This window comes from Paenibacillus sp. XY044 (assembly GCF_002257645.1).
Classification (GTDB): Bacteria; Bacillota; Bacilli; order Paenibacillales; family Paenibacillaceae; genus Paenibacillus_AQ.
Genome location: NZ_NQMO01000002.1, coordinates 457,544 through 480,334 on the forward strand (window position 1 = coordinate 457,544; position 22,791 = coordinate 480,334).

14 protein-coding genes are annotated in these 22,791 nt (G+C 56.8%); 9 read left to right on the plus strand and 5 right to left on the minus strand.

Annotated features, from left to right (window positions below):
• The first annotated feature begins 4 nt into the window (after window positions 1-4).
• The gene (locus CJP46_RS10555; RefSeq protein ID WP_256992292.1) at window positions 5-2,392 is read left to right on the plus strand and encodes a glycoside hydrolase family 95 protein; all 2,388 of its coding nucleotides are present in this window, start codon (window positions 5-7) and stop codon (window positions 2,390-2,392) included.
• Window positions 2,393-2,506: 114 nt separating this feature from the next.
• Entirely contained in the window at window positions 2,507-4,540 is a 2,034-nt protein-coding gene (locus CJP46_RS10560) for a beta-galactosidase (protein WP_094595562.1), read from the plus strand.
• A 106-nt stretch (window positions 4,541-4,646) separates the two neighbouring features.
• On the opposite strand, the gene CJP46_RS10565 is transcribed toward CJP46_RS10560, so the two are convergent.
• Genes CJP46_RS10565 through CJP46_RS10575 form a run of 3 tightly spaced genes read right to left on the minus strand, consistent with a single transcriptional unit; the run spans window position 4,647 to window position 7,048 of the window.
• A complete protein-coding gene (locus CJP46_RS10565) occupies window positions 4,647-5,318 on the minus strand; it encodes a response regulator (RefSeq protein ID WP_094595563.1) in 672 nt (223 codons plus the stop codon).
• A gap of 21 nt (window positions 5,319-5,339) precedes the next feature.
• Window positions 5,340-6,548 carry a sensor histidine kinase gene (locus CJP46_RS10570; RefSeq protein WP_094595564.1) on the minus strand — a complete coding sequence of 403 codons (1,209 nt, stop codon included), beginning with the start codon at window positions 6,546-6,548 and terminating at the stop codon, window positions 5,340-5,342.
• Window positions 6,549-6,595: 47 nt separating this feature from the next.
• Window positions 6,596-7,048, minus strand: coding sequence for a CcdC protein domain-containing protein (locus CJP46_RS10575; RefSeq protein ID WP_179281122.1), 453 nt, complete (start codon window positions 7,046-7,048; stop codon window positions 6,596-6,598).
• Window positions 7,049-7,653: 605 nt separating this feature from the next.
• On the opposite strand from CJP46_RS10575, the gene abc-f reads away from it, so the two are divergent.
• The 4 genes from abc-f (at window position 7,654) to CJP46_RS36510 (ending at window position 17,462) form a co-directional block, all read left to right on the plus strand.
• Window positions 7,654-9,495: a ribosomal protection-like ABC-F family protein gene (gene abc-f / locus CJP46_RS10580; RefSeq protein ID WP_094595566.1), complete on the plus strand. Its 1,842-nt coding sequence runs from the start codon at window positions 7,654-7,656 to the stop codon at window positions 9,493-9,495.
• 600 nt (window positions 9,496-10,095) lie between these two features.
• The gene (gene pheS / locus CJP46_RS10585; RefSeq protein WP_094595567.1) at window positions 10,096-11,130 is read left to right on the plus strand and encodes a phenylalanine--tRNA ligase subunit alpha; all 1,035 of its coding nucleotides are present in this window, start codon (window positions 10,096-10,098) and stop codon (window positions 11,128-11,130) included.
• Between the two features lie 42 nt (window positions 11,131-11,172).
• Window positions 11,173-13,623 (plus strand): phenylalanine--tRNA ligase subunit beta, encoded by a 2,451-nt coding sequence (pheT, locus tag CJP46_RS10590; RefSeq protein WP_094595568.1) that lies wholly within the window; start codon window positions 11,173-11,175, stop codon window positions 13,621-13,623.
• A 113-nt stretch (window positions 13,624-13,736) separates the two neighbouring features.
• A complete protein-coding gene (locus tag CJP46_RS36510) occupies window positions 13,737-17,462 on the plus strand; it encodes a hypothetical protein (protein ID WP_094595569.1) in 3,726 nt (1,241 codons plus the stop codon).
• Between the two features lie 128 nt (window positions 17,463-17,590).
• Here CJP46_RS36510 and CJP46_RS10600 read toward each other — a convergent pair whose 3' ends face one another.
• A complete protein-coding gene (locus tag CJP46_RS10600; RefSeq protein ID WP_094595570.1) occupies window positions 17,591-17,980 on the minus strand; it encodes a cupredoxin domain-containing protein in 390 nt (129 codons plus the stop codon).
• A gap of 253 nt (window positions 17,981-18,233) precedes the next feature.
• Between CJP46_RS10600 and CJP46_RS10605 the strand changes: the two genes are divergently transcribed.
• Window positions 18,234-19,352: a GGDEF domain-containing protein gene (locus CJP46_RS10605; RefSeq protein WP_094595571.1), complete on the plus strand. Its 1,119-nt coding sequence runs from the start codon at window positions 18,234-18,236 to the stop codon at window positions 19,350-19,352.
• A gap of 50 nt (window positions 19,353-19,402) precedes the next feature.
• Here the strand turns inward: CJP46_RS10605 and CJP46_RS10610 are convergent, their stop codons facing one another.
• A complete protein-coding gene (locus CJP46_RS10610) occupies window positions 19,403-19,756 on the minus strand; it encodes a phage holin family protein (RefSeq protein ID WP_094595572.1) in 354 nt (117 codons plus the stop codon).
• A gap of 159 nt (window positions 19,757-19,915) precedes the next feature.
• Here CJP46_RS10610 and CJP46_RS10615 point away from each other — a divergent pair, with 159 nt between their 5' ends.
• Window positions 19,916-22,282, plus strand: a complete 2,367-nt coding sequence (locus CJP46_RS10615; protein ID WP_094595573.1) for an endonuclease MutS2 — start codon at window positions 19,916-19,918, stop codon at window positions 22,280-22,282.
• Window positions 22,283-22,320: 38 nt separating this feature from the next.
• Entirely contained in the window at window positions 22,321-22,749 is a 429-nt protein-coding gene (locus CJP46_RS10620; RefSeq protein ID WP_094595574.1) for a DUF350 domain-containing protein, read from the plus strand.
• Window positions 22,750-22,791: the final 42 nt, after the last annotated feature.

Sequence of the window (22,791 nt, forward strand, 5' to 3'; positions counted from 1 at the left end):
ATGCGTGGATCAAAGCAGCAAGCGCGCCGCCAATAAACGGCTGTGGTATCGGAAGCCGGCCTCCGTGTGGGAGGAAGCGCTGCCGATCGGAAACGGGCGGCTGGGAGGTATGGTGTTCGGCGGAGCGGAAGAAGACAAGATTCAACTGAACGAGGACACGCTGTGGTCCGGATTTCCGCGGGACACCGTCAATTATAACGCCCTGCGGTATGTGGAGCCGGCCAAGGCGCTTGTCGCCGAGGGCCGGTATGCCGAAGCGGAGGCGCTGATCGAAGCCGGGATGCTGGGACGACGCACGGAATCCTACCAGCCGCTTGGCGATTTGCATTTTGCTTTTGGCCGTCTGGATCACGTTGCCGATTACGAAAGGGAGCTGGACTTGGACCAAGCGGTAACGTCGGTTTCTTTTCAAACCGGCGGGGTGCGCGTCGTCCGCGAAGCCTTTGCCAGCCGGCCGGATGAGGTCATCGCCGTCCATTTTCGGGCGGAACCGGCAGGCAGCGGGAATCCGGCCGGGAAGCTGGAACTGCCGGATCTGTCGGCGTGGCTGACCTCTCCGCATATCAGCGAAGTGAGCGCGGAGCCGGCGTCCTTGGTCCTGACGGGACAAGCCCCGTCGCATGTCGCGGACAATTATTTGGGGGATCATCCCCAATCGGTTCTCTACGAAGAAGGACTGGGACTCCGGTTTGCGGCCGTGCTGTCGGTGCGGACCGACGGTGAATTGAGGGCGGAAGAAGGGCGGATTCGGATCGGAAAAGCGAGCACGGTCACCTTTGTGCTGGCTGCGGCGACCGATTTCGCAGGCTTTGACACCATTCCCGGCGCGTCCGGAATCGATCCGGTGAGCTTGTGCCGGGAACATGTAAACGCAGCGGACCGCGATTACCCGGATTTAAGACAGCGGCACACGGAAGACTACCGCGAACTGTTTGACCGGGTGGACCTGCAGGTGGGCCAAATTCGAAACCAGCAGGAGGCTGAAGCGGCAATGCCGACGGACGAGCGGCTGCTGCTGTATCGCCAGGGCAAAACGGATTTGGCCCTCGAAACGCTGCTGTTCCATTACGGACGCTATTTGATGATTGCCGGTTCGCGCCCGGGCACGCAGGCGCTGAACCTGCAGGGCATTTGGAACCCGCACAAGCAGCCGCCTTGGAACAGCAACTATACGACGAACATCAATGCCGAAATGAACTATTGGCCGGCCGAAGTCTGCGGTCTCGGAGAATGCCATGAACCGCTCTTCGACCTGATCCGGGAGTTGAGCGTCACCGGCAGCCGGACTGCCGCCATCCATTACGGGGCAAGGGGATGGACGGCTCATCACAATACCGATTTGTGGCGGATGTCGACGCCTTCGGACGGGCGGGCCATGTGGGCGTTCTGGCCAATGGGCGGCGTGTGGCTGACCAGACATCTGTGGGAACGGTACGCATTCCGCCCGGATGCGGCATATCTGCGGGATGTGGCGTATCCGCTGATGAAAGGTGCTGCCCTGTTCTGTCTGGACTGGCTTGTCCAGCTTCCCGACGGCCGCTGGACGACGGGACTCTCGACTTCACCGGAGAACGTCTTCCTGACTGAATCGGGAGAGCCCTGCAGCACGGCTGCCGGATCGGCGATGGATATGGCGCTCATTGATGAGCTGTTCGGACACTGTATCGAAGCCGCCGGACTGCTCGGCATCGATGAGGATTTGCGGCAGGAACTGTCATTGAGACGGGAGCAATTGGCGCTTCCCGGCATTGCGCCGGACGGACGGATGCGGGAATGGGAGCGCGATTTCGGCGAGAACGAGCCGGGGCATCGTCATGTATCCCACCTGTACGGAGTGTATCCTGGAGATACCCTTAACGAGAGTACACCGGAGCTGCTGCGGGCCGCCTCCTTGTCGTTGGAGAAGCGGATCGAGGCGGGAAGCGGGCACACGGGCTGGAGCGCGTCCTGGATCCTCAACCTGTATGCGCGGCTTAAGGAGCCTGCGAACGTATACCGCTCCATCCGACGCATTCTCAGCGACTCCAGCCTGCCGAACTTGTTCGGCAACCACCCGCCGTTCCAGATTGACGGCAATTTCGGTTATGCGGCCGGTGTCGCGGAAGCGCTGCTGCAAAGTCACCTGGGAGAGATCCGGATGCTGCCGGCCCTGCCGGAAGCCTGGAACGAAGGGGAAGCCAAGGGACTGCGGGCGAGAGGCGGCTTTGTGCTGGACATGAAGTGGAGCGCCGGAGCGCTTAAGGAAGCTAAGATCACCTCCACCCACGGCGGGACCTGCCGGATCGCGGACAGCTCGCTGTACCAGGTACAGGGGCCGGACGGACAGGTGCTGTCGGCCACAGGCTTTGCTGCGGCAGCAGATGTAACGTATTTGATTACGCCACGTGGCTAGGGAATGCATCATGAATAGGCACAGAAACGGAAGCCGAAGGAAAGCTTTGCTGTTACCAGAAGCTGTTAAGGTTCCCGGCTGTCGACGAATCAACAAGCGAAAGGAAGTGGGTACGTGATTAACGATAAACTGCCTAAGATTTGGTACGGCGGAGATTATAACCCTGAACAGTGGGGGCCTGAGGAATGGAAAGAGGACCAGCGGATGTTCAAGCTGGCCGGGATCGACGTGGCGACGATCAACGTGTTCTCCTGGGCGTTAAACCAGCCTGATGAGGATACCTACCATTTTGAATGGCTTGACGAAACGATGGACCGTCTGCACAAAGACGGCGTCGGCGTCGTACTGGCGACCAGCACGGGGGCGCATCCGGCCTGGATGGCCAAACGGCATCCGGACGTGACCCGCGTCGATTTTTACGGACGGAAAAGAAAGTTCGGCGGAAGACATAACTCCTGCCCGAACAGCCCGACTTACCGCAAATACTCCCGCTTGATGGCGGGCAAGCTCGCCGAGCGCTACAAGGACCATCCGGCGCTGCTGCTCTGGCATGTATCCAATGAATACGGCGGTTTCTGCTACTGCGACAATTGTGCCGCCGAATTCCGCGTCTGGCTGCAAAAGCGTTACGGCAGCCTCGATGCCGTCAACGAAGCATGGAACACCCGCTTCTGGGGCCATACCTTCTATGACTGGGACGAAATCGTGCTTCCGGACGGACTGAGTGAAGAGGGCGAAGGCAACGTCAGCGCGTTCCAGGGCATTTCCCTGGATTACCGCCGGTTCATGTCGGACAGCCTGCTCGAATGCTACAATATCGAGGCGGAAGCGATCCGCGAGCATTCGAAGGACGTGCCGATCACGACCAACCTGATGGGGACATTCCCGCTGCTCGACTACTTCGACTGGGCGAAGCATATGGATATCGTCTCGTGGGACAACTACCCATCCCTGACGACGCCGGTCAGCGAAACGGCTATGACGCACGACTTGATGCGCGGCCTGAAGCACGGGGCGCCGTTCATGCTGATGGAACAGACGCCGAGCCAGCAGAACTGGCAGGCCTACAATTCGCTCAAGCGTCCCGGTGTGATGCGATTGTGGAGCTATCAGGCGGTTGCCCGCGGCGCGGATACGGTGCTGTTCTTCCAAATGCGGCGCTCCGAGGGTGCTTGCGAGAAGTTCCACGGCGCGGTTATCGAGCATGCCGGGCATGAGAACACGCGGGTATTCCGCGAGGTGGCGCAGCTCGGAGAAGAGCTGGGGCGTCTTGGGGACACGCTGCTGGACGCAGTGACGGATGCCAAAGTCGGCATCGTGTACGACTGGGAGAACCGGTGGGCCATGGAGCTCTCCAGCGGTCCGACCGTTGAACTGAATTATGTGCGCGAAGTTCATAAGTTTTACGACGCACTCTTCAAGCAGGGCATCGAGGCGGACATGATCAGCGCCCTAGCCGATTTCAGCAAGTACGATATCGTGATCGCGCCGGTCATGTACATGATCAAGCCGGGCTTTGCCGAGAAGTCGGAGGCGTTCACCGCAGCCGGCGGCACGTTTATAACGACGTTCTTCAGCGGCATCGTGAACGAGAACGATCTCGTGACCCTCGGCGGATATCCGGGCGAGCTCCGCAAGCTGCTCGGCATCTGGGCGGAGGAGATCGACGCGCTGCCGCTCGGACAGTACAATGAAATCGTTATGAAGCAGCCGTATGGCAAGCTTGCGGGCAGCTACAAATGCGAGATGCTGTTTGATCTCATTCATGCCGAAGGCGCAGAAGTGCTGGCCGAGTATGGCTCGGACTTCTACAAGGGCATGCCTGCGCTCACGGTGAACCGCTTTGGCGAAGGTAAAGCGTACTACGTGGCGACCAGCGCGGACAACGATTTCATGGAAGGCTTCCTCGGGGCCGTTTGCGCCGAGAAAGGCGTTCAGCCGCTGGTGCCGGAGCTGCCGGCCGGCGTAGAGGTTGCCCGCCGCGTGAAGGACGGACGCTCGTTCCTGTTCGTGCTGAACCATAACGCGGAGAACGCGACGGTTCGCATGGGGGACGTCAAGCGCCGGGATCTGCTCAGCGGGGTAACCGTGGACGGGGCGGCCGAGGTGCCAGGACGCGGCGTCATGATTTTGGAGGACGCAGAGTAAAGGCGAGGTATCGCGGCTAAATACGTTTCAATAATTACAAAAAAAGCAGGCTTTGCTGGAACCCCCGGCAGAACCTGCTTTTTTTGTAACGGCAAGTCAAGATCATTTATTGCACCCATTGGTTGCGGATGGCCAGCACGACGGCCTGGGTGCGGTCCTCGGCGCCGATTTTTTGCAGGACGCGGTGAACGTGGGTTTTGACCGTGCTTTCGCTGATGTGGAGCTTGGTGGCGATATCCTCGTTTTTCAGACCGTAGGCCATTTCCTGCAGCACCTCCAGCTCGCGATCGGTCAGCGGGTCCGGCAGGGACAGACGCACGTCCTGCTGTTCCTGAAACGATTCCGACTGGCGCAGCGCCTCCGAGATCATCCGGGCCGCGGCCCCTGTCCGGTAAATCGCTTCTCCCCGGCTTGCCGCGCGGATGGAATGGAGCAGCTCCTCCGGCGCCGCATCCTTCAGCAAATAGCCGACGGCCCCGGCCCGGATGCCTTCGTACACGTACTCCTCCAGGTCGAAGGTGGTGAGGATGATGACTTTGCACTCCGGCAGCTGCCGCCGGAGCTCCCGTGTCGCCTTGATCCCATCCATGCTTGGCATCTGCACGTCCATGAGGGCGATATGCGGCCGAGTCCGGTGCGCAAGGTTCACGGCCTCGCGGCCGTCGCCCGCCTCCCCGCACCATTCCATGTCCTGCTGCGCTTTAATGATAAACCCGATGCCGTGCCGGATCAGGGGCTGGTCATCCGCGATGATAATACGGATACGTTCTGGGTCCATATTTGCATTCATTCCCCTCTGTTATTGGGTTGTCGCTGCGGAAATAGGCAGGCTTGCGGTAATCTCAAGGCCATTGGGGACGAGGGTGGTGACCGTCAGGTGTCCGCCTGCTTTTTCGCATCGTTCCCGCATGGCGTTCAGGCCGAATCCCGGCAGGATTGGACCTTGTGCCACGCCGTTATCCCGGATGGTCATGACGATGCCATCCTCACGGCCTATAAGCTGCGCCTCAGCCCGGGTGGCCTGGGCATGGCGCATCATGTTGGTCAGCGCCTCCTGAAGGACGCGGAAGAGGACGTACAGCTGCTCCGGAGCGATCTTTCCGGGAATATCCGCGGTAAAGACCACCGGAATCCCGCTTCGCTCGCTGAAGGTGTCCGCCAGCTTCCTAAGCTCCAGCAGCCCTTCGCCGGGGCGGGAAAGCCCCATTTCGTGAACGACCGTTCTGACGTCCTGAAGGCATCCGCGAGCCACGTCGGTGACCTGCCGGAGCGTCGAGCGGGCTTCGTCCGGCGCCGCATCGATCATGTACGGCAGAGCCTGCAGCTGCACGATGACGGAGGTCAGGCCGTGCCCGATGCTGTCGTGGATATCGGCTGCGATCCGGCTGCGCTCCTCCAGCACCGCGTAACGCAGAGCCTGCTCGGAGGTCTCAGCCAGCTCCTCATGGGCTTGGCGCAGGCTGCGGTAAGCCGCTTCCAGCTGCTGATGAGCGGTCGTCAGTTCCCGCATATGCTCTTCTTTCATCGATCGGGTCGTTCTCCGAAGCCTGCCGGCCAGGAATAGAAGATAGACTGCCGCGAGAATCAGGCATTGGGTCATCACGGCTTCCAAAGGCCGATGCTGAAAAAGCAGGATCAACGCCGCGGCAGCTATATTTAGAACGGTATAGGCTGCCGAATACGATATCGGCAGCCGGTAACTCACCCATCCCAGCAGAATAAAGACGAGAATATACAAGCTGCCGCCAAGCCCCAGCATGACCTCAAGTGAAGCGATACCAAGGAGGGCACATACGGCAAAAGCAGGAGCCGGTCCCAGGCGGGTAAACCACCCGGGCCGCCATTGCAGGCATAATGCGGCAAGCGTCAGCAGCACGCCGGGAACGAACGCGCGGGGCTCGCCGTACATTCCGTTCTGAATCGCGCCATACACGATCAACAAACTCAGAAGCGCCCTTCTGGCCGGATTGGAAGACAGTATTGTTCGCTCATCTTTGCCTGTTTCCATAGCTGGTCTCCTTTAGCTGGCACATTGACGTCAGATGTTTCAGGTCTTTATGCTCGTTGTCCCATCATTGCCTGATATCTCCGGTAAATGACATACCGGCGTGCGCAGATGGAACCGAGCGGCATGAACATCAGCGCATTGGCGATGTGATAAAAGGCGTGAGTCTGCCCCCAGGACTGTGCAAGCACCCGAAGAATCAGCACGGCGAGAAACAGCACAATGCTGGCAATGGAACCCTGCACCGTAACCTGGCCGTCCGTTCCCATGCGCATTTTTTCCATTTTACCCCGGATGATACCCGTTGCCAAACCGGCAGCGGCAAACACGACGAACAGCACCACTTCGATCGGACCTACCGATGCCCAGGGGATGGAGGAAAGGGTCATTCCCCCCCATAACACGGGAACGATCCACATGCTGGAAGGGCGGAAGGTTCTTTCCCTTGCGGTAAGCCAAATGACAAGCAGGATAATAATAATATAAGTTGAGTATTGTTCCATGGCTAACACCTCATTCATTTTCGTGATGAGTTCAGCATACCAAGGAAGATCGGCTGCGTAATCGAACCGTGTGGTGATTTTTTTCGGCCGGATGTACACCTGCAGATGTACATGATTGCTGATGAGACGGTTAGGGCTTTCCTTTTTCCGATTATTTTGTTAAAATGGCAGCAAGCATTTCATCCTGAAGAAAACGAGGTAACCACGCAGCCGATGGATAAACATGACTGTTCTCTGTAATCTGCAAACCAACTTGATGTTGAAACCGTGCAGTTTCTGCGCCTGCCGCAGGGAAGAGAATCGTTATGTCTATTTTTAGGGACTGGTAGACCTCGCCGATGGATACGGAAAATGCTTTTTTTTGTGCGTTTTTGACGTGTTCATAAGAAAGGAAATGTCGTGCCCAGCGTGTTCGGGGCGGTGTTTCGGACGGGTGTACCCTCTTTTTGACATAGACAACGATATGCGAATTTCCTGCCGTAGGCGATGCTGCCTGCGGCTTTTTCAGTTCCAGAAATGGATAAGGGCCCGGGGCTGATCTGAAACTGCCGGTTTTTCTGAAAACGACGGAAATTCAAATTTATGTTTTAAAGGGTGATGCTTGTATGATGAATATCGTAAAAACGAAACATATAGCCAAAGAATTCAAAGGGAAAACCATTTTTGAAAATATCGACTTGGAAATCTATGAAGGCGAAAGGCTGGCGCTCTTCGGCGTCAACGGCGCGGGGAAGACGACGCTGCTGCAGATTCTGACCGGGCAGCTGGAGCCTGACCGGGGCAGCGTTGAGCGGGGAGTCCCGCTGGAGCAGTGGGGATACATGACGCAGACGTCGGAAGACTTGATGCAACTGACGGCTCTGGATGCGGCGGGGCGCGAAAGCGGCGAGCTGTGGCAGATCAAGCGCCGGCTGAAGGAGCTGGAGCAGGCGATGGCGACGGGCGAAGACAGTTCTTCGCTCCTGGAGGAATACGGCCAGCGGCTTGAGCAGTATGAGCTCAGCGGCGGTTTTGATTGGGAGACAGGGCTGGAGAAGCATTTGACCATGCTGCACATCGGTCCCGAGCTGTGGCAGATTCCTTTTGCCGATCTCAGCGGCGGCCAGAAAACGAGGGTCCGGCTGGCGGCTCTGCTAGTCAGAAAGCCGGATGTGCTGCTCCTGGACGAACCAACCAACCATCTCGACGAGGAGAGCATGGACTGGCTGGAAGATTGGCTGCGCCGATACGAAGGCACCGTTATCGTCGTTTCCCATGACCGGACCTTTTTGGACCGGGTGGTGACGGGAGTCTGCGAACTGACCGAGACCGGGCTGAAAAAATATAAGGGCGGCTATACCGACTATCGGCGGGAAAAGGACCGCGAGCTGCGGGAGCAGGAGTCGCTCTATAAAAAGCAGAAGCAGGCCCGGGAAGCGCTGGAGGAATCGATCCGCAAATACCAGGAATGGTTTCATCAGGCTGAGAAGTCGGCGGACAAAAATACGGAGACCAAGGCTGCACTGCCTTACTACAAAGCCAAAGCCAAGAAAAATATCTCCAGGTACCACGCCAAGCAAAAAGAGCTGGAGCGGCTGGACAACGAAAGTGTGGAAAAACCGAAAAGCGGACCGAAGGTCAGTCTCCAGCTGAGCGAGGGCGGGTTCTCCGCCCGTGTGCTGGTGCGGCTTGAGCAACTGTCTTTCGGCTACGGGCCGAAAAAGCTGTTCGACAAGTTCAGTCTGATCCTCTCCCGCGGCGACCGGCTGGCCGTCCGGGGGCCGAACGGGGCGGGCAAATCGACCCTGCTCAAGCTGATCATGGGCGAGCTTGCGCCAGACGGGGGAACGGTATGGCAGCATCCTGCCCTGAAGATCGGATACTTTTCTCAGGAGCTGGAGGTGCTGAACGAAGAGGAGACGCTGCTGGACAGCCTGCTCCGCCTCCCATCGATGACCGAGACGCATGCGCGGACGATTCTGGGCTGCTTCCTGTTTAAGCGGGAGGATGTGTTTAAGCGGATCGGGGATTTAAGCATGGGGGAGAAATGTCGCGCGGCCTTCGTGCAGCTGTATTTCTCCGGGGCCAATCTGCTCGTGCTGGATGAGCCGACGAACTATTTGGACATCTCCACGCGGGAAGTGATCGAGGAGGCATTATCCGCTTATCCAGGTGCTCTGGTTGCGGTATCCCATGACCGAATGCTGATCCGCAAGCTTGCGGACCGGCTGCTGACCGTTTCCCTTTCGGCAGAACCGCATCTGTTTGAGGGCACGGTTCAAGAAGAGGAAGAGCAGCTGGCCAGACATAAAGGAGCGCTGAAGGAGGATACCGACCGGGAAAACGCGCGGCTGGCGCTGGAATGGGAGCTGACCCGATTGCTGAATGAGGAAGGCGGAAGCGACGAGGAGGCTACGGAACGGATTTTGAGCATCCGCAGGCTCCGGGGCGAACTCGAACAGCTGTAGTTTCAAGGGCATGAAGTCTGGTTCTGGGAAAAATGGGCATGCTGAGAAAGGGATAAGCGGGTAAGCATGCAGGCGATTCAGACTTGTCAATAGAAGTTTTTTTCCCTATAATAAAGTTCTATAATCATGAACAAGAGTTTTACAATCGCAAGTTAAGACAAATGCGTTGATGGAGATAAGTAAGCAGTGCCTCTTTACAGGGAGGGGACGCCGGAGATTGAGAGCGTCTCTACAGAACCAGGCTGCCGAAATTCCCTCCGGAGCAGTTCCCTGAACGAATCCAGGCGATAGCATGCGCCTTCAGGATTTCCGCGTAGGGGATACCGGTTCTCGAACGTTACATCGAGTGAGAGTGAGATCAAGCAGGCTGACGGTTCGCGGTGCGAATCAAAACGGCTTTTCGCTTGTCTAACAAGGGTGGTACCACGGTCTTTTCGTCCCTTTTTCGGGAGAAAAGGCCTTTTTTTATTTCTTGGAAATTTTTTTCTGAGGACCCCCGCCAAGTAACTGAGTAGTCACCCGGGGCAAAAGCCCTGCATTGCGGGGCGTTGGATTGTTCAAAAACAGTATTGGCGATTTCAAGAAGGAGGCAGGAAGTTCATGAAAGAAAAGCTGGAAGCATTGCGGCAGGAAGCGATCGCGCAGCTGAATGACGTGGCTGATGTACAGACGCTGAACGATTTGCGCGTGAAGTATCTGGGGAAAAAGGGAGCGCTGACCGAAATTTTGCGGGGCATGGGGGCGCTGAGTGCGGAGGAACGCCCGCTGATCGGGCAGGTGGCCAATGACGTGCGCGGAGCGATCGAAGGATTGATCGAGTCCAAGCAGCAGGCTTTCCAAAAGGCCGAAACCGAGCAGCGCCTGCAGGCGGAGAAGGTGGACGTTACGCTACCGGGCCGCAAAATGGTTCAGGGCGGTACTCATCCGCTCAACAAGGTCATCCAGGAAATCGAGGAAATTTTCATCGGGATGGGCTACCACATTGCGGAAGGACCGGAAGTGGAGACCGACTATTACAACTTTGAAGCGTTGAACCTGCCGAAGAACCACCCGGCCCGCGACATGCAGGATACGTTCTACATTACCGAGGAACTCTTGATGAGAACGCAGACGTCGCCGGTGCAGATCCGGACGATGGAGAGCATGCAGGGCAAGGTGCCGGTGAAAATCATCTGCCCGGGCAAAGTGTACCGCAGAGACGACGACGATGCGACGCACTCGTTCCAGTTCTATCAAATCGAAGGACTGGTGATCGGCGAAAACATCCGGATGAGCGATTTGAAGGGCACGCTGCTGCAATTCGTCCGGGAAATGTTCGGACCGAACACGCAGATCCGCCTTCGTCCAAGCTTCTTCCCGTTCACAGAGCCGAGCGCAGAGGTCGATGTGACCTGCGCCAGATGCGGAGGCAGCGGATGCCGGGTGTGCAAGCATACGGGATGGCTGGAAATTCTGGGATGCGGCATGGTACATCCGGAAGTGCTGCGCAAGGGCGGCTACGATCCGGAAGTGCATAGCGGTTTCGCGTTCGGCATGGGTCCGGACCGGATTGCGATGCTGAAGTACGGAATTGACGATATCCGTCATTTTTATGGCGGCGATGTGGCATTCTTGAAGCAGTTTGCCCGCATGTAAGCGGAAAGGTTAGCGAATACGGGAAGAAGGAAGGGAACGTAAGTGAAAGTATCGACAGAATGGTTATCCGATTATGTATCACTGGAAAATGTAGCGGCCGAAGAGCTGGCCGAACTGATTACGCGCGCGGGCATCGAGATCGACGAGATCGATCATCGCAACCAAGGGATTACGAAGGTTGTGGTCGGCTATGTCAAAAGCAAGGAGAAGCATCCCGATGCGGATAAGCTGAACGTATGCATCGTGGACGCGGGGCAGGGCGAAGACCTGCAGATCGTTTGCGGTGCGAAAAACGTGGATGCCGGGCAAAAGGTGCCTGTGGCTCTGGTTGGCGCTCTGCTGCCAGGCGGACTGGAAATCAAAAAAGCCAAGCTGCGCGGCGTCGCCTCCCAAGGCATGATCTGCTCCGCCAAAGAGCTGGGCATGAACGACAAGCTGCTGCCGAAGGAGCAGCAGGAGGGCATTCTTGTCCTGGAGGAGAACACGGAGATCGGAACGCCGATCACCTCCGTGCTCGGTCTGGACGACAAGGTGCTCGACTTTGACCTGACGCCGAACCGTTCCGACTGTCTCAGCATGCGGGGCGCGGCTTACGAAGTGGCGGCCATTCTGGGCCGCGACGTCAAGCTGCCCGATCCCGAAAAAGAGCTGGTTGAGGTGGCCGACGCGGCAAGCGGCCATATCTCCGTCAAAATCAGCTCGCCCGAGCATTGCAGCCACTACGCTGCGCGTTATATTACCGGCGTGAAGATCGCGCCGTCGCCGCAGTGGATGCAAAACCGTCTCATGGCTGCTCGCGTCCGTCCGATCAACAACATCGTTGACATCACCAACTATGTCATGCTCGAGTACGGGCAGCCGCTGCACGCATTTGACGCGGATCGCCTGACAGGCGGAGCCGTAGACGTCCGCCTGGCCCGTGAAGGCGAAACGCTCGTGACGCTGGACGGCCAGGAGCGCAAGCTGGAGCCGCACATGCTGCTCATTACCGACGAAGTGAAGCCGGTCGGATTGGCCGGCGTTATGGGCGGATTGGATTCCGAAGTAACGAACGATACCGTTAACATTTTGCTTGAATCCGCCAAGTTCGACGGAGGCACCATCCGCAAGACGTCCCGCCAGCTCGGGCTGCGCTCTGAAGCGAGCCAGCGCTTCGAGAAGGAAGTGGATCCAGGAGCGGTCATTCCTGCGCTGAACCGGGCCGCGTCGCTGATCGCCCGCTACTGCGCAGGAACCGTTCATAAGGGCATTGTCGAAGCAGGTGCCGCGCAGGCGGAAGAAAAGGTGATCGTCTTGTCCTTCGACAAGCTGAACCGGTTCCTCGGAACCGAGCTGTCGATGCTTGAAGTGAAGACGATTTTTGGCCGTCTCCATTTCCATGCTGCGGATACCGCCCAAGGCATTCTGGAAGTGCAGGTGCCGACGCGCCGCGGAGACATTACGAACGACGTCGATCTGATCGAGGAAATCGCCCGCCTTTACGGGTACGACAATATCCCGACGACGGCGATCGAAGGGCCTACGACGCCGGGGGGCTATACGAAGCCGCAGGCGATCCGCCGCGAAATCCGCAGACTGTTCACCCACGGAGGATGGCAGGAAGTGATCAGCTACTCCTTCACCCATCCGGATCTGGCCTCGCTGTTCCCTGCCTTGACGGAAGGAAGCGTGCCGGTGAAGCTGTCGATGCCGATGAGCGAGGAGCGCAGCGTGCTGCGCACGAGCGTTCTGCCGCAGCTGCTTGACATCGCGGTGCATAATGCCAACCGGAAACAGTACGATCTGGCGCTGTTCGAAGTGGGCAACGTGTTCTTCACGCAGGAAGAGACGCTGACGGTTCAGCCGAAGGAGCTGAACGTGCTGTCCTTGCTGCTCTGCGGCAATCGTGGACAAAAGCAGTGGAACTATGCGCCGGAAAAGGTCGATTTCTTCGACCTGAAGGGTGCCCTGGAGACGCTGTTTGGGGATCTGGGCCTGGAGGGAGCGATCCGGTACGTGGCCAACCAGCCGGCCGGATATCATCCCGGACGTTCGGCGTCCGTCTACCTGACCAATGGCGGCGGAGAGCTGGTGCTGATCGGGACACTCGGCCAGGTGCATCCGGAGCTGCAGCAGGAGCGCGGACTCGGCGATGTGTATGTCGCCGAAATTCTGCTTCAGCCGCTGTACGATCATGCCGATTTCGATATCCGCTATCAGGAGCTTCCGCGCTTCCCGGCTTCGGAGCGGGATATTGCGGTCGTGGTGGACAGCACCGTGGAAGCAGGTTCCCTGCTTGAGACGATCCGCGAAGCCGCGGGCGAACTCCTGCAGAACGTGCAGGTATTCGATGTGTTTACTGGAAGCAAACTCGGCGAAGGCAAGAAGAGCGTCGCGATTTCGCTCGTATACCGCCACAACGAGCGCACGCTGACGGATGAGGAAGTAACTGCGGCGCATGCCGGCGTCGTCAGCGCCCTTGAGCAAAAGTTTCAAGCGGAATTAAGAAAATAGCAGGAATTGAATCCAATCACATCGAATCCTTAGACACAGAGATTCGATGTGATTTTTTTTTGGAGAGAACAAGACATCTTAGAGTCAACACACATATGAAGGAGGGCACAACTGTGACTACACCTGATCGAACACGCGTCTCCGTGGAGATCTACGGGACTTCTTATAAACTGGTAGGCAGCAGTGCCGACTATATGAGGAAAATTGCCAGTTATGTCGATGAACGGATGAATGCCATTTCCAAAAGCAATTCCCGGCTGGATACTCCAAGGATTGCCGTTCTGGCCGCGGTTCATATGGCGGAGGAAGCCGTGCAGATGCAGGATCTCCGCAACGAAGTGAAGATGCTGACCGGCGAGCGCAGCGAGCTGAGCTCGCAGCTCACCAGGCTGCAGTCCCAGCGGGACGAGCAGCTGGCCGAAGTCAACAAACAGAAGGAAGAAGCGCAGCGGATCAAGAAGGAGAAGGATGAGCTGCAAGCGCTGCTTGAGCAGGAGAAGGCTGCGCTTGCGAAGGAGCTGGAGCAGTCCAAGTCCGAGCTCTCGGCGCGGCTGGATCAGACGCGAAATACGTTGACGAAGGAACTGGATCAGCTCCGCGCTTCACTGAAGCGGGAGACGGAACAGAAGGAATCTTTGCTTCGCAAGGAGAAACAGGCCGCGGAGCAAATGCAGAAGGACAAGCAGGCTGTGGAAGAACGGCATAAAGCGGCCGTGCAGGAGCTGGAACGGAAGCATGCGGGAGCACTTCAATCCGCCGAGCAGAAGCGGCTCGGAGCCTTGAAGGAAGCCGAGGAGAAGAGCCGCGCGAAGATCACCGAGCTGGAGCAGAAGCATCAGGGAGCGGTCAAGGAGCTCGAAGAAAAGCATGCGGCCTCCATTCAGGAACTGCAGCAGCAGTTGACCGAGCTTAGCGGCGGCAGCAGCCAGCTTCAGGAGAAGCTGCGGAACATGGAGCAGGAGCTGAAGAATGCCAAGGAGGCTTACTCCAGACTGCGTCAGCAGCATCAAGACGTGCTGGTGCGCGAGGAGGAGGCCAAGGCGCAGGTGCAGGCCTTGACCGAGCAGGAAGAAGCGCTGAACGGGCAGATCAGCCAGCTGAAGGACGAGGCGGCCGCTTCGGAAGAAGAACACCGCCGCATGCAGAAGCTGCTTGAGGATTACAGCGAGGCTTCCAAGAAAATGACCGGCGAAATCGCCCAGTTGACGGCCGAAGCCGAAACCCTTCAAAGCACGATCGAGAAGCAGAAGGTAGAGATCGGCGATTTGGAACTGCAGGTGCTGGAAGCCGGCGAACAGAACGAGACGCTGGAGACGGGCATGGCTTCGCTGCATGATGAATTGAGCGTGCTGAAAGAACAGGCGGACGGCGAGGGCAAGCTCCGCCAGGAAGCTGAGCGGCAACGTGAAGCGCTCCGGCAGGAGCTCACCGCGAAGGAAGAGCGGCTGCAACAGCTTGCGCAGGAGCTGGCAAACAAGCAGAAGCAGCTCGAAGCCCAGGTGCAGAAGCTGCAGGCGCAGGAGCGTTCATCCTCGGAGCAGGAAGAGGAGCTTCAGCGTCTGCAGGAACGTCTGGAGGCCCAGCAGAAGGAGCTGGCCGCGAAGGAGCAAGAGCTGGAGTCGTTGAATCAGACGCTGCAAGGGCGGGAGCAGGATCTGCAAGATTACGGCCGGCAGATCGAAGCCAAAGAGGAGCAGATCGCTGTTCTGGAGCGGCAGTCGGGTCAATACGCGCAGCAGCTTAAGGATCTTCGGCTTCAATTGGAAGAACAGCAGGAGGTGTATCTCGAGCTAGAAATTCAGTCGGAGGAGCAGCAAGAGAGCGTGCAGAACCTGCGGCAGGAGCTGGAGAGAAGCCGGCAGAAGCATGCGGAGCTGGAGCTTCAGGCGGAAGAAGACCGGAAGCGTTATGCCGGCCTGAAGGAACAGTGGGAAGAACAGCAGGCGAGCTATGCCGAGCTGCAGAGCCGTTCAGAAGAATATGAGCGGCAGTGCGGCGAGCTGCGGAAGCAGGTAGCTGAACATGAAGAGCAGTATGAGCTCGCCCAGCTTCTGCTCGAAGAGCAGCAGGGGCAGTGCGGAGCGTTGCAGCAGCAGTTGGAGGAACAGCGTGAACAGCACCAAACGGCAGCTAAGGCGCTGAAAGAACGCGAGGTACAGTACTTAGCCTTACAGCAGGAGCTGGAAGTGCATCAGGAGCAGCACCACTCTGCAGCCCAGAAGCTGAAGGAACGCGAGGAGCAGTATCAAGCGCTCCAAGGCCAACTGGAAGAGCAGCGTGAACAGCATCAAACGGCAGCTCAGGCGCTGAAGGAACGTGAGGAGCAGTACTTAGCGCTGCAGTTGGAATTGGAAGAGCAGCAGAAACGGTACCAAACGGCAGCCCAGGCGCTGAAGGAACGCGAAGAGCAGTACTTAGCGCTGCAGCTGGAGTTGGAAGAGCAGCAGAAACGGTACCAAACGACAGCCCAGGCACTGAAGGAACGCGAGGAGCAGTCGATAGCGTTGCAGCTGCAGCTGGAAGACCAGCAGGAACAGCATCAAACGGCAGCCCAAGCGCTGAAGGAACGCGAAGAGCAGTACTTAGCGTTGCAGCTGGAGCTGGAAGAGCATCAGGAGCAGCACCACTCTGCAGCTCAGGCGCTGAAGGAACGCGAGGGACAGTATCAAGCGGTACAGCGGCAGCTGGAGGAGCAGCGGAAGGAGCACCAGACGACCCGTCAGGCGCTCGAAGACCTCGAGAATCAGTATCTGGAGGTTCAAGAGCAGCTCGAAGAACAGCAGGCGGAGCACCGATCGGCCCGCCGGGCTCTGGAGGATCTCGAAGAGGAGCATTTGTCCGTACAGCAGCAGTTTGAAGGTCATCAAGAGCAGTATCGTACGCTGCAGCTCCGTCTGGAAGAACGGCAGGAGCAGTATCATGAGCTGCGGATGGAATATGATGACCATCAGGAGCTGTATCAGGAGCTGCAGCAGGCGCATGACGCCAGAGCGGAACAGCTTGCGGATTTGGAGCAGCAGCTGGAAGACAGCCGGGAGATGATCGGGCGCCTGCGGCAGCAGTCCGAGGAATATGCCCGTGACAACAGCTCTTTGCGTCAGCAGTCGGAGCAAGCCGATGCGCGGTATGAGGAGCTGGAGCTTCAAGCCAAAGGCGTTCAAGCTCAGTTCGAGGAACTGCAGCGGGTGAACCGTGCGGCCCAGGAGCAATACGAACAGCTGCGCAGCCAGACCGACGCGCAGCGCGAGCAGTACAACAGCTTGAATCAGCAGTATCAGGGCTTGCAGCGGCAGTATGAGGAGCTGCAGCGCCAGGTGAAGGAAGCGCAGAGCCGCCAGGAGGATACCGAAATCGAATACCTGCTTATGCTGGAGGAAAAAGATGCTGCGGTGAAGAAGCTGGAGGAAGCATCGGTGCAGCTGGACGAGGCGGCCGACCGGGAGACCGAACTGCGCGGTCTGTTGCGCAGTGCCGAGCAATCCATGCAGTCTTATCAGGACAAGCTGAAGGATATGATGGATCAGCAGGAAGTCTGGGGCAGCCGGGAGCTGGAGCTGCAAGAGGAGCTTGAGGCTTGGCAGCAGCAGATCGCTGCCGGCGAGCAGCAGCTTACCCGAATCCAGGGCGAGAAGGAGACGGTCGCGGAAGAGCTTCGCCAAGTGGGCGAAAGCTTCGAGCTGGTGACGCATCAATACCGCCTGCTTCAGGCAGAGCATGAGATTCAGCTGGAGAAGACGGGCAAGCTGGAAGAAGAATATCGTCTGCTTCAGGACGAGTATTCCAAGCTGCAGACCGAATATAACGAGTGGATTGAACTGATCGAACAGGATCAGAACTGACCCTTTAGACCATCCACATTCCACACCTAAATGAAAATCCCCTCGAAATAATGCGGCAGGACGGATCATGCACCATCCTGAAGCATACTTCGAGGGGATTTTATGTTAGTACAAGGGCTGCTTAGCGTCTATTCGTCCACGATGACTTTGGCAATCATGCCGGAATGTCCCGCTCCGCAAAATACCGAACAGGCCATTTCGAACGTGCCGGCTTTTTCGGGCGTGACTACCGCGGACTTGTTTTTGCCGTCAAGCTGAAGCTCGAGACCGGGGATGAGGACGCCATGGTTGCCCTCGTCGTTTTCGAGCGTAATTTTGACGGGAACGCCCTTTTTGAGATGATATTCTTTTTGATCGAATGCATAGTTTGTCGCCTTAATGACCAATTCCTCGCTCGGTGCTACACCAGTTTCGGTGACTCCGCTGCCTGAAGCAGAATCGTCGCTCTTGGATGCGCCGCAAGCGGACAGTACCAGAATCAGCACGCAGGAAAAGACGACAGCCAGTGTCTTCTTCACTTGTGATCCTCCTTTATGTATACCTTCATGATATCAAAATGATTCCAAGCCTAATCATACCTTAAAATGGATATGCGGGGATACGGTTCATTTGAAAAATTGGTGAACTCAGGCCTCAGTAGTTTGATCATCAGGAAACGGGTTTTGCTTGGAAAAAGGATAGTGCTTATCTTGGATTTAAGATATAATGAGCTTGACGATGTACCTGGCCCGCAAATATTCTTGTTTAGAAGAGTAGGGGAATGAAATTCCAATGAATCGCACTGAGTTGATTTTGGAAGATTTATGGCATCGCAAAATATTAAACGCTTATTGGATTGTGACGCTGATGTTTTTCGCGGCGGAAGCGGTTCTGCTGCTGTTAGGCTGCATTCCTTCGGTGACCGCCGGAGACAGGCCGGAAGATTGGCTGCGTCTGGGCGTGCCGGACGGCTGCATCCTATTGCTGATGCTGGCGGCACAAGCCTGGCTGCGATTCGAACCTAAATACAGGAAGCAGGCCGTGGTCGGCTGCGGATTTTTGCTCTCCTATCTGATCTATTTCATCATTCAGCCGATCGTGGACGGGGCGCAGATGGCCCTCCTTCTGCCCGTACTGATTTCTGTCGTTTATTTTGACCGCAAACTTCTATACGGCTTTGGCTCGTTAACAATCCTCATTTATGGTGTCATCTATCTCTTCACCGAACGCTCCCTATACCACAAACCCATTCAGGAATTCATTCAAATCCAAAGCGTGTTTATTGTCAGCATTTTGATCGGTCACACCATTTTGGTCCGGGTCAAGGAATTTATGCGCCATCTGGAATCGGTCTTGAAATCGGAGCAGCAGCTCTTAGTGGAAAGAACGATATCGGACAAGCTGCTCAAAATCGATGCGCTTACCGGGTTATACAATCACAAAGCGTTTCACGAATACCTGGAGGCTTTGCTGGAGCACTGCGAGAAGTATCAGCTCCCGCTGCAGCTGGCCATTATCGATATTGATAATTTCAAGAAGGTCAATGATAATTACGGGCATTGGGTGGGCGATGTCGTTCTGAAAGAGGTCGCCTCGAAGGTGATGTCGACGATGACGCCGAATGATTTTGCCGCGCGGTATGGCGGAGAGGAGTTTGCCGTCATTATGGCGGATAAGACGCTGGAAGCAGCGGAGCATATGGCCGAACAGCTGCGTGAAGGGATTGCCCGAACCGAGCTCCCGCATATGGTGAAGCCGGTCACGGTCAGCATCGGTCTGTGCAATTTCCAGCAAGGGGACGATAAGGAATCGTTATTCCGGAAAGCGGACCTTGCGCTGTATCAGGCCAAACGGACAGGTAAAAATAAAGTGGTGACCGCGGGTGAAGACGCGGCGGATTATGCCGGATAACAAGGAAAAAACCCCTGTCCTTAGGCAGGGGTTTTCATTCAAGTGACGGCTTAACGCTTGTCCCTTCCGGCATTAAATGCGGATACCGGGATAAACAGGTCGATAATACCGATGACGAGTGCGGCGAGAATCGCGCCGAGTAGGGTGACTTCAACGCCGCTGACGATAAATTGGGCGATGTATATGACGAGGGCACTGACGATGAAGCCGACGATCCCGCGTCCGAAGGGGGTAACCCTTTTGCCGAAGATTCCTTCAATGATCCACCCCAGCAGAGCGATTACCAAAGCGAGCAGCAGGGCGCTCCAGAAACCTCCGACGGAAAATTGGGGAACGATCCAGCCTACGATCATTAGGACGATCGCGGACACGATGAAGCGAACGACATGACCCAGAAAATGCATGCAACTGGCCTCCTTTACACATGGATACTGTGTTATGCAAACCTTATTGTATTCAATTATCGCCATGTTATGTATGGAATGATTTAACGCTGCAAATGGCGAAGCGGCAAACATTTCGTATATAATAAAGGCATTGCACGAGAGGAGTAGTGAATACTGTTGGACGACAAGATTTTGCATACGCTCGAATACCGCAAGATTTTAGATAAATGCGCTGCATACACCCAAACCTCGATGGGCAGGGGGGCGGCCGAGTCTTTGAAGCCCGATACCGATCTCGAATCGGTAAAGCGTTTGCTTCAGGCAACCGACGAGGCATACACCGTGGACCGATTGAAGGGAAATCCGTCCTTCGGCGGCATCACGGATATTGCCGCTCCGCTGAAGCGCGCCAGAATCGGCGGCACCCTGAGCCCGCATGAGCTGCTGGGCATCGGCAACACTGTGAACGGTTCGAGACGGATCAAGCGGTTCATCGCGAACGTTCATGAGGATGAGCCGATTCATCTTCTGGCAGGCATCAGCGAAAATTTATCCGAGCAGAAGCCGCTGGAAGATGCTATTAAAGCATGCATCGACGAAAGCGCGGAAGTGCTCGATTCCGCCAGCCCAGGGCTCGCCCAGGTTCGGCGTGAGCTGAGATCCGGCGAGGTGCGGATCCGGGAGAAGCTGGATTCGATGATCCGTTCCTCCAGCGTGGCCAAAATGCTGCAGGATCAGCTCATCACGATCCGCGGGGACCGGTTTGTCATTCCGGTCAAAGCGGAATACCGCTCCTATTTTGGCGGGATCGTGCATGACCAGTCCGGTTCGGGGGCGACGCTCTTTATCGAGCCTGAATCGATCGTGGCGATGAACAACAAGCTGCGCGAAACCCGGATGAAGGAAGAGCGTGAAATTGAAATTATTTTGCAAAAGCTGACGGCGCTCGTCGGGGAACAAGCGGAACTTCTGCTGCTCGATATCGATCTGCTGGGTCAGCTCGACTTTATTTTTGCTAAAGGCCGTCTGGCGCATGTCATGAAGGCCAGCCAGCCGAGAATGAATGACCGCGGGTACTTGAAGCTGAAAAAGGGGCGCCATCCGCTGATCGATATCGAAAAGGTCGTGCCGATCGACGTGGAGCTGGGCAATTCGTATACTTCCATTATCGTGACCGGGCCGAATACCGGCGGTAAGACCGTCACGCTGAAGACGATCGGACTGCTGAGCCTGATGGCGATGTCCGGCCTGTTCGTTCCCGTAGAGGAAGGAAGCCAGCTCTGCGTGTTCGACGCCATTTATGCCGATATCGGAGACGAGCAGAGCATCGAACAGAGCCTCAGTACATTTTCCAGCCATATGACCAATATTATTCGCATTTTGAATCATATGACGCCGAAGAGCCTGGTGCTGCTTGACGAAGTAGGGGCCGGGACCGATCCGGCGGAGGGTTCGGCGCTTGCCATTTCCATTCTGGAGCATATCCACAGCCTGGGATGCCGGATGGTGGCTACGACCCACTACAGCGAACTTAAGGCATATGCGTATGAACGTAAAGGCGTCATTAACGCCAGCATGGAATTTGACGTGAACACGCTGAGTCCGACTTACCGGCTTCTCGTCGGCGTTCCGGGACGAAGCAACGCATTCGCGATTGGGGAGAGACTTGGCCTTCCGCAGGTTATACTGGACTATGCCCGCGGGGAAGTGAAAGAGGAAGATCAGCGCGTCGAGCACATGATCGCCTCCCTGGAGGAAAACCGGCTCGGTGCCGAGAGCGAGCGCGAGAAGGCTGAGAAGCTCCGCCAGGAGATGGAGCAGCTGCGCAGCCGGCATCAGCAGGAGCTTGAGAAGCTCGAAGAGCAGCGCGACCGGCTGGTCGAGAAGGCCCGGGCCGAAGCCAAAGAGGTCATCGCCAAAGCCCGCCGCGAAGCGGAGCAGATCATTGCCGATTTGCGGCAGATGGCGAAGGAGGAAGGGGCTTCGGTTAAGGAGCATAAGCTGATCGCCGCCCGCCGCCAGCTTGATGAGGCCGAACCCCAGCAGCGCAAGAAGGGGGCGGCCAAGCCGAAGGCCAATGCGCCGCGCCAGATCGAGCCTGGCGATGAGGTAATGGTCTACAGCCTGAATCAGAAGGGCCACATCGTGGAGCTGTCCGGCGCCAAGGAGGCCGTGGTTCAGCTCGGTATTATGAAAATGAAGGTCAGCCTGGACGACCTCGAGCTGGTGAACGCGAACAAACCGGCCGAGAAGCAGGTTCAGCGGCATGCGACCACGGTCAAGCGTACCCGGGACGACAACGTCCGCAGCGAGCTGGATCTGCGCGGCACGAATCTGGAAGAGGCGCTGATCGAAGTGGACCGTTTTATCGACGAAGCATTTTTGTCGAACCTCGGCCAAGTATACCTGATCCACGGAAAAGGCACGGGTATTTTGAGACAGGGAATCTCGGAATATCTTCGGAGACACAAGCATATTAAAAGTTACCGTCTGGGGAATTACGGCGAAGGCGGAACCGGCGTGACGGTGGCTGAGCTTAAATAATATGGGTGTTTAGCCTGAATTTCAGCTGGAACAGGGGGATGTTGGGAGTGAAGAACGGGGCTGATCTGCTGTTGGCCTATCCGATCGGTACGCTGATTGGTTATTTTTCGGTAGCAATTCTGGGCTTGATCGTTTTTCTGTCCTGCTTTGAAATCGTGGCGAGGTACCAGTGCTGGGACGAGATCGGACGAGGCAATATTGCCGCGGCACTGGCTACCGGAGGCAAAATATTCGGCATTTGCAATGTGCTAAGGTACAGCATCGAATCCAAGACGTCGATCTATGACATGATGAAGTGGGCAGTTTACGGCTTTCTGCTGCTGTTTGTTGCCTACCTGCTGTATGAATTTTTGACTCCGGTGTTTTCCGTTGACGAAGAGATTAAACGGGATAACCGGGCCGTCGGCCTGATCTCCATGCTGATCCCGGTGTCCCTTTCATACGTGATTGGAGCCTGTTTAATGTAGGAGGAACACATGAAAAATTTGGCGAGGATTTTGTTCGTCGCT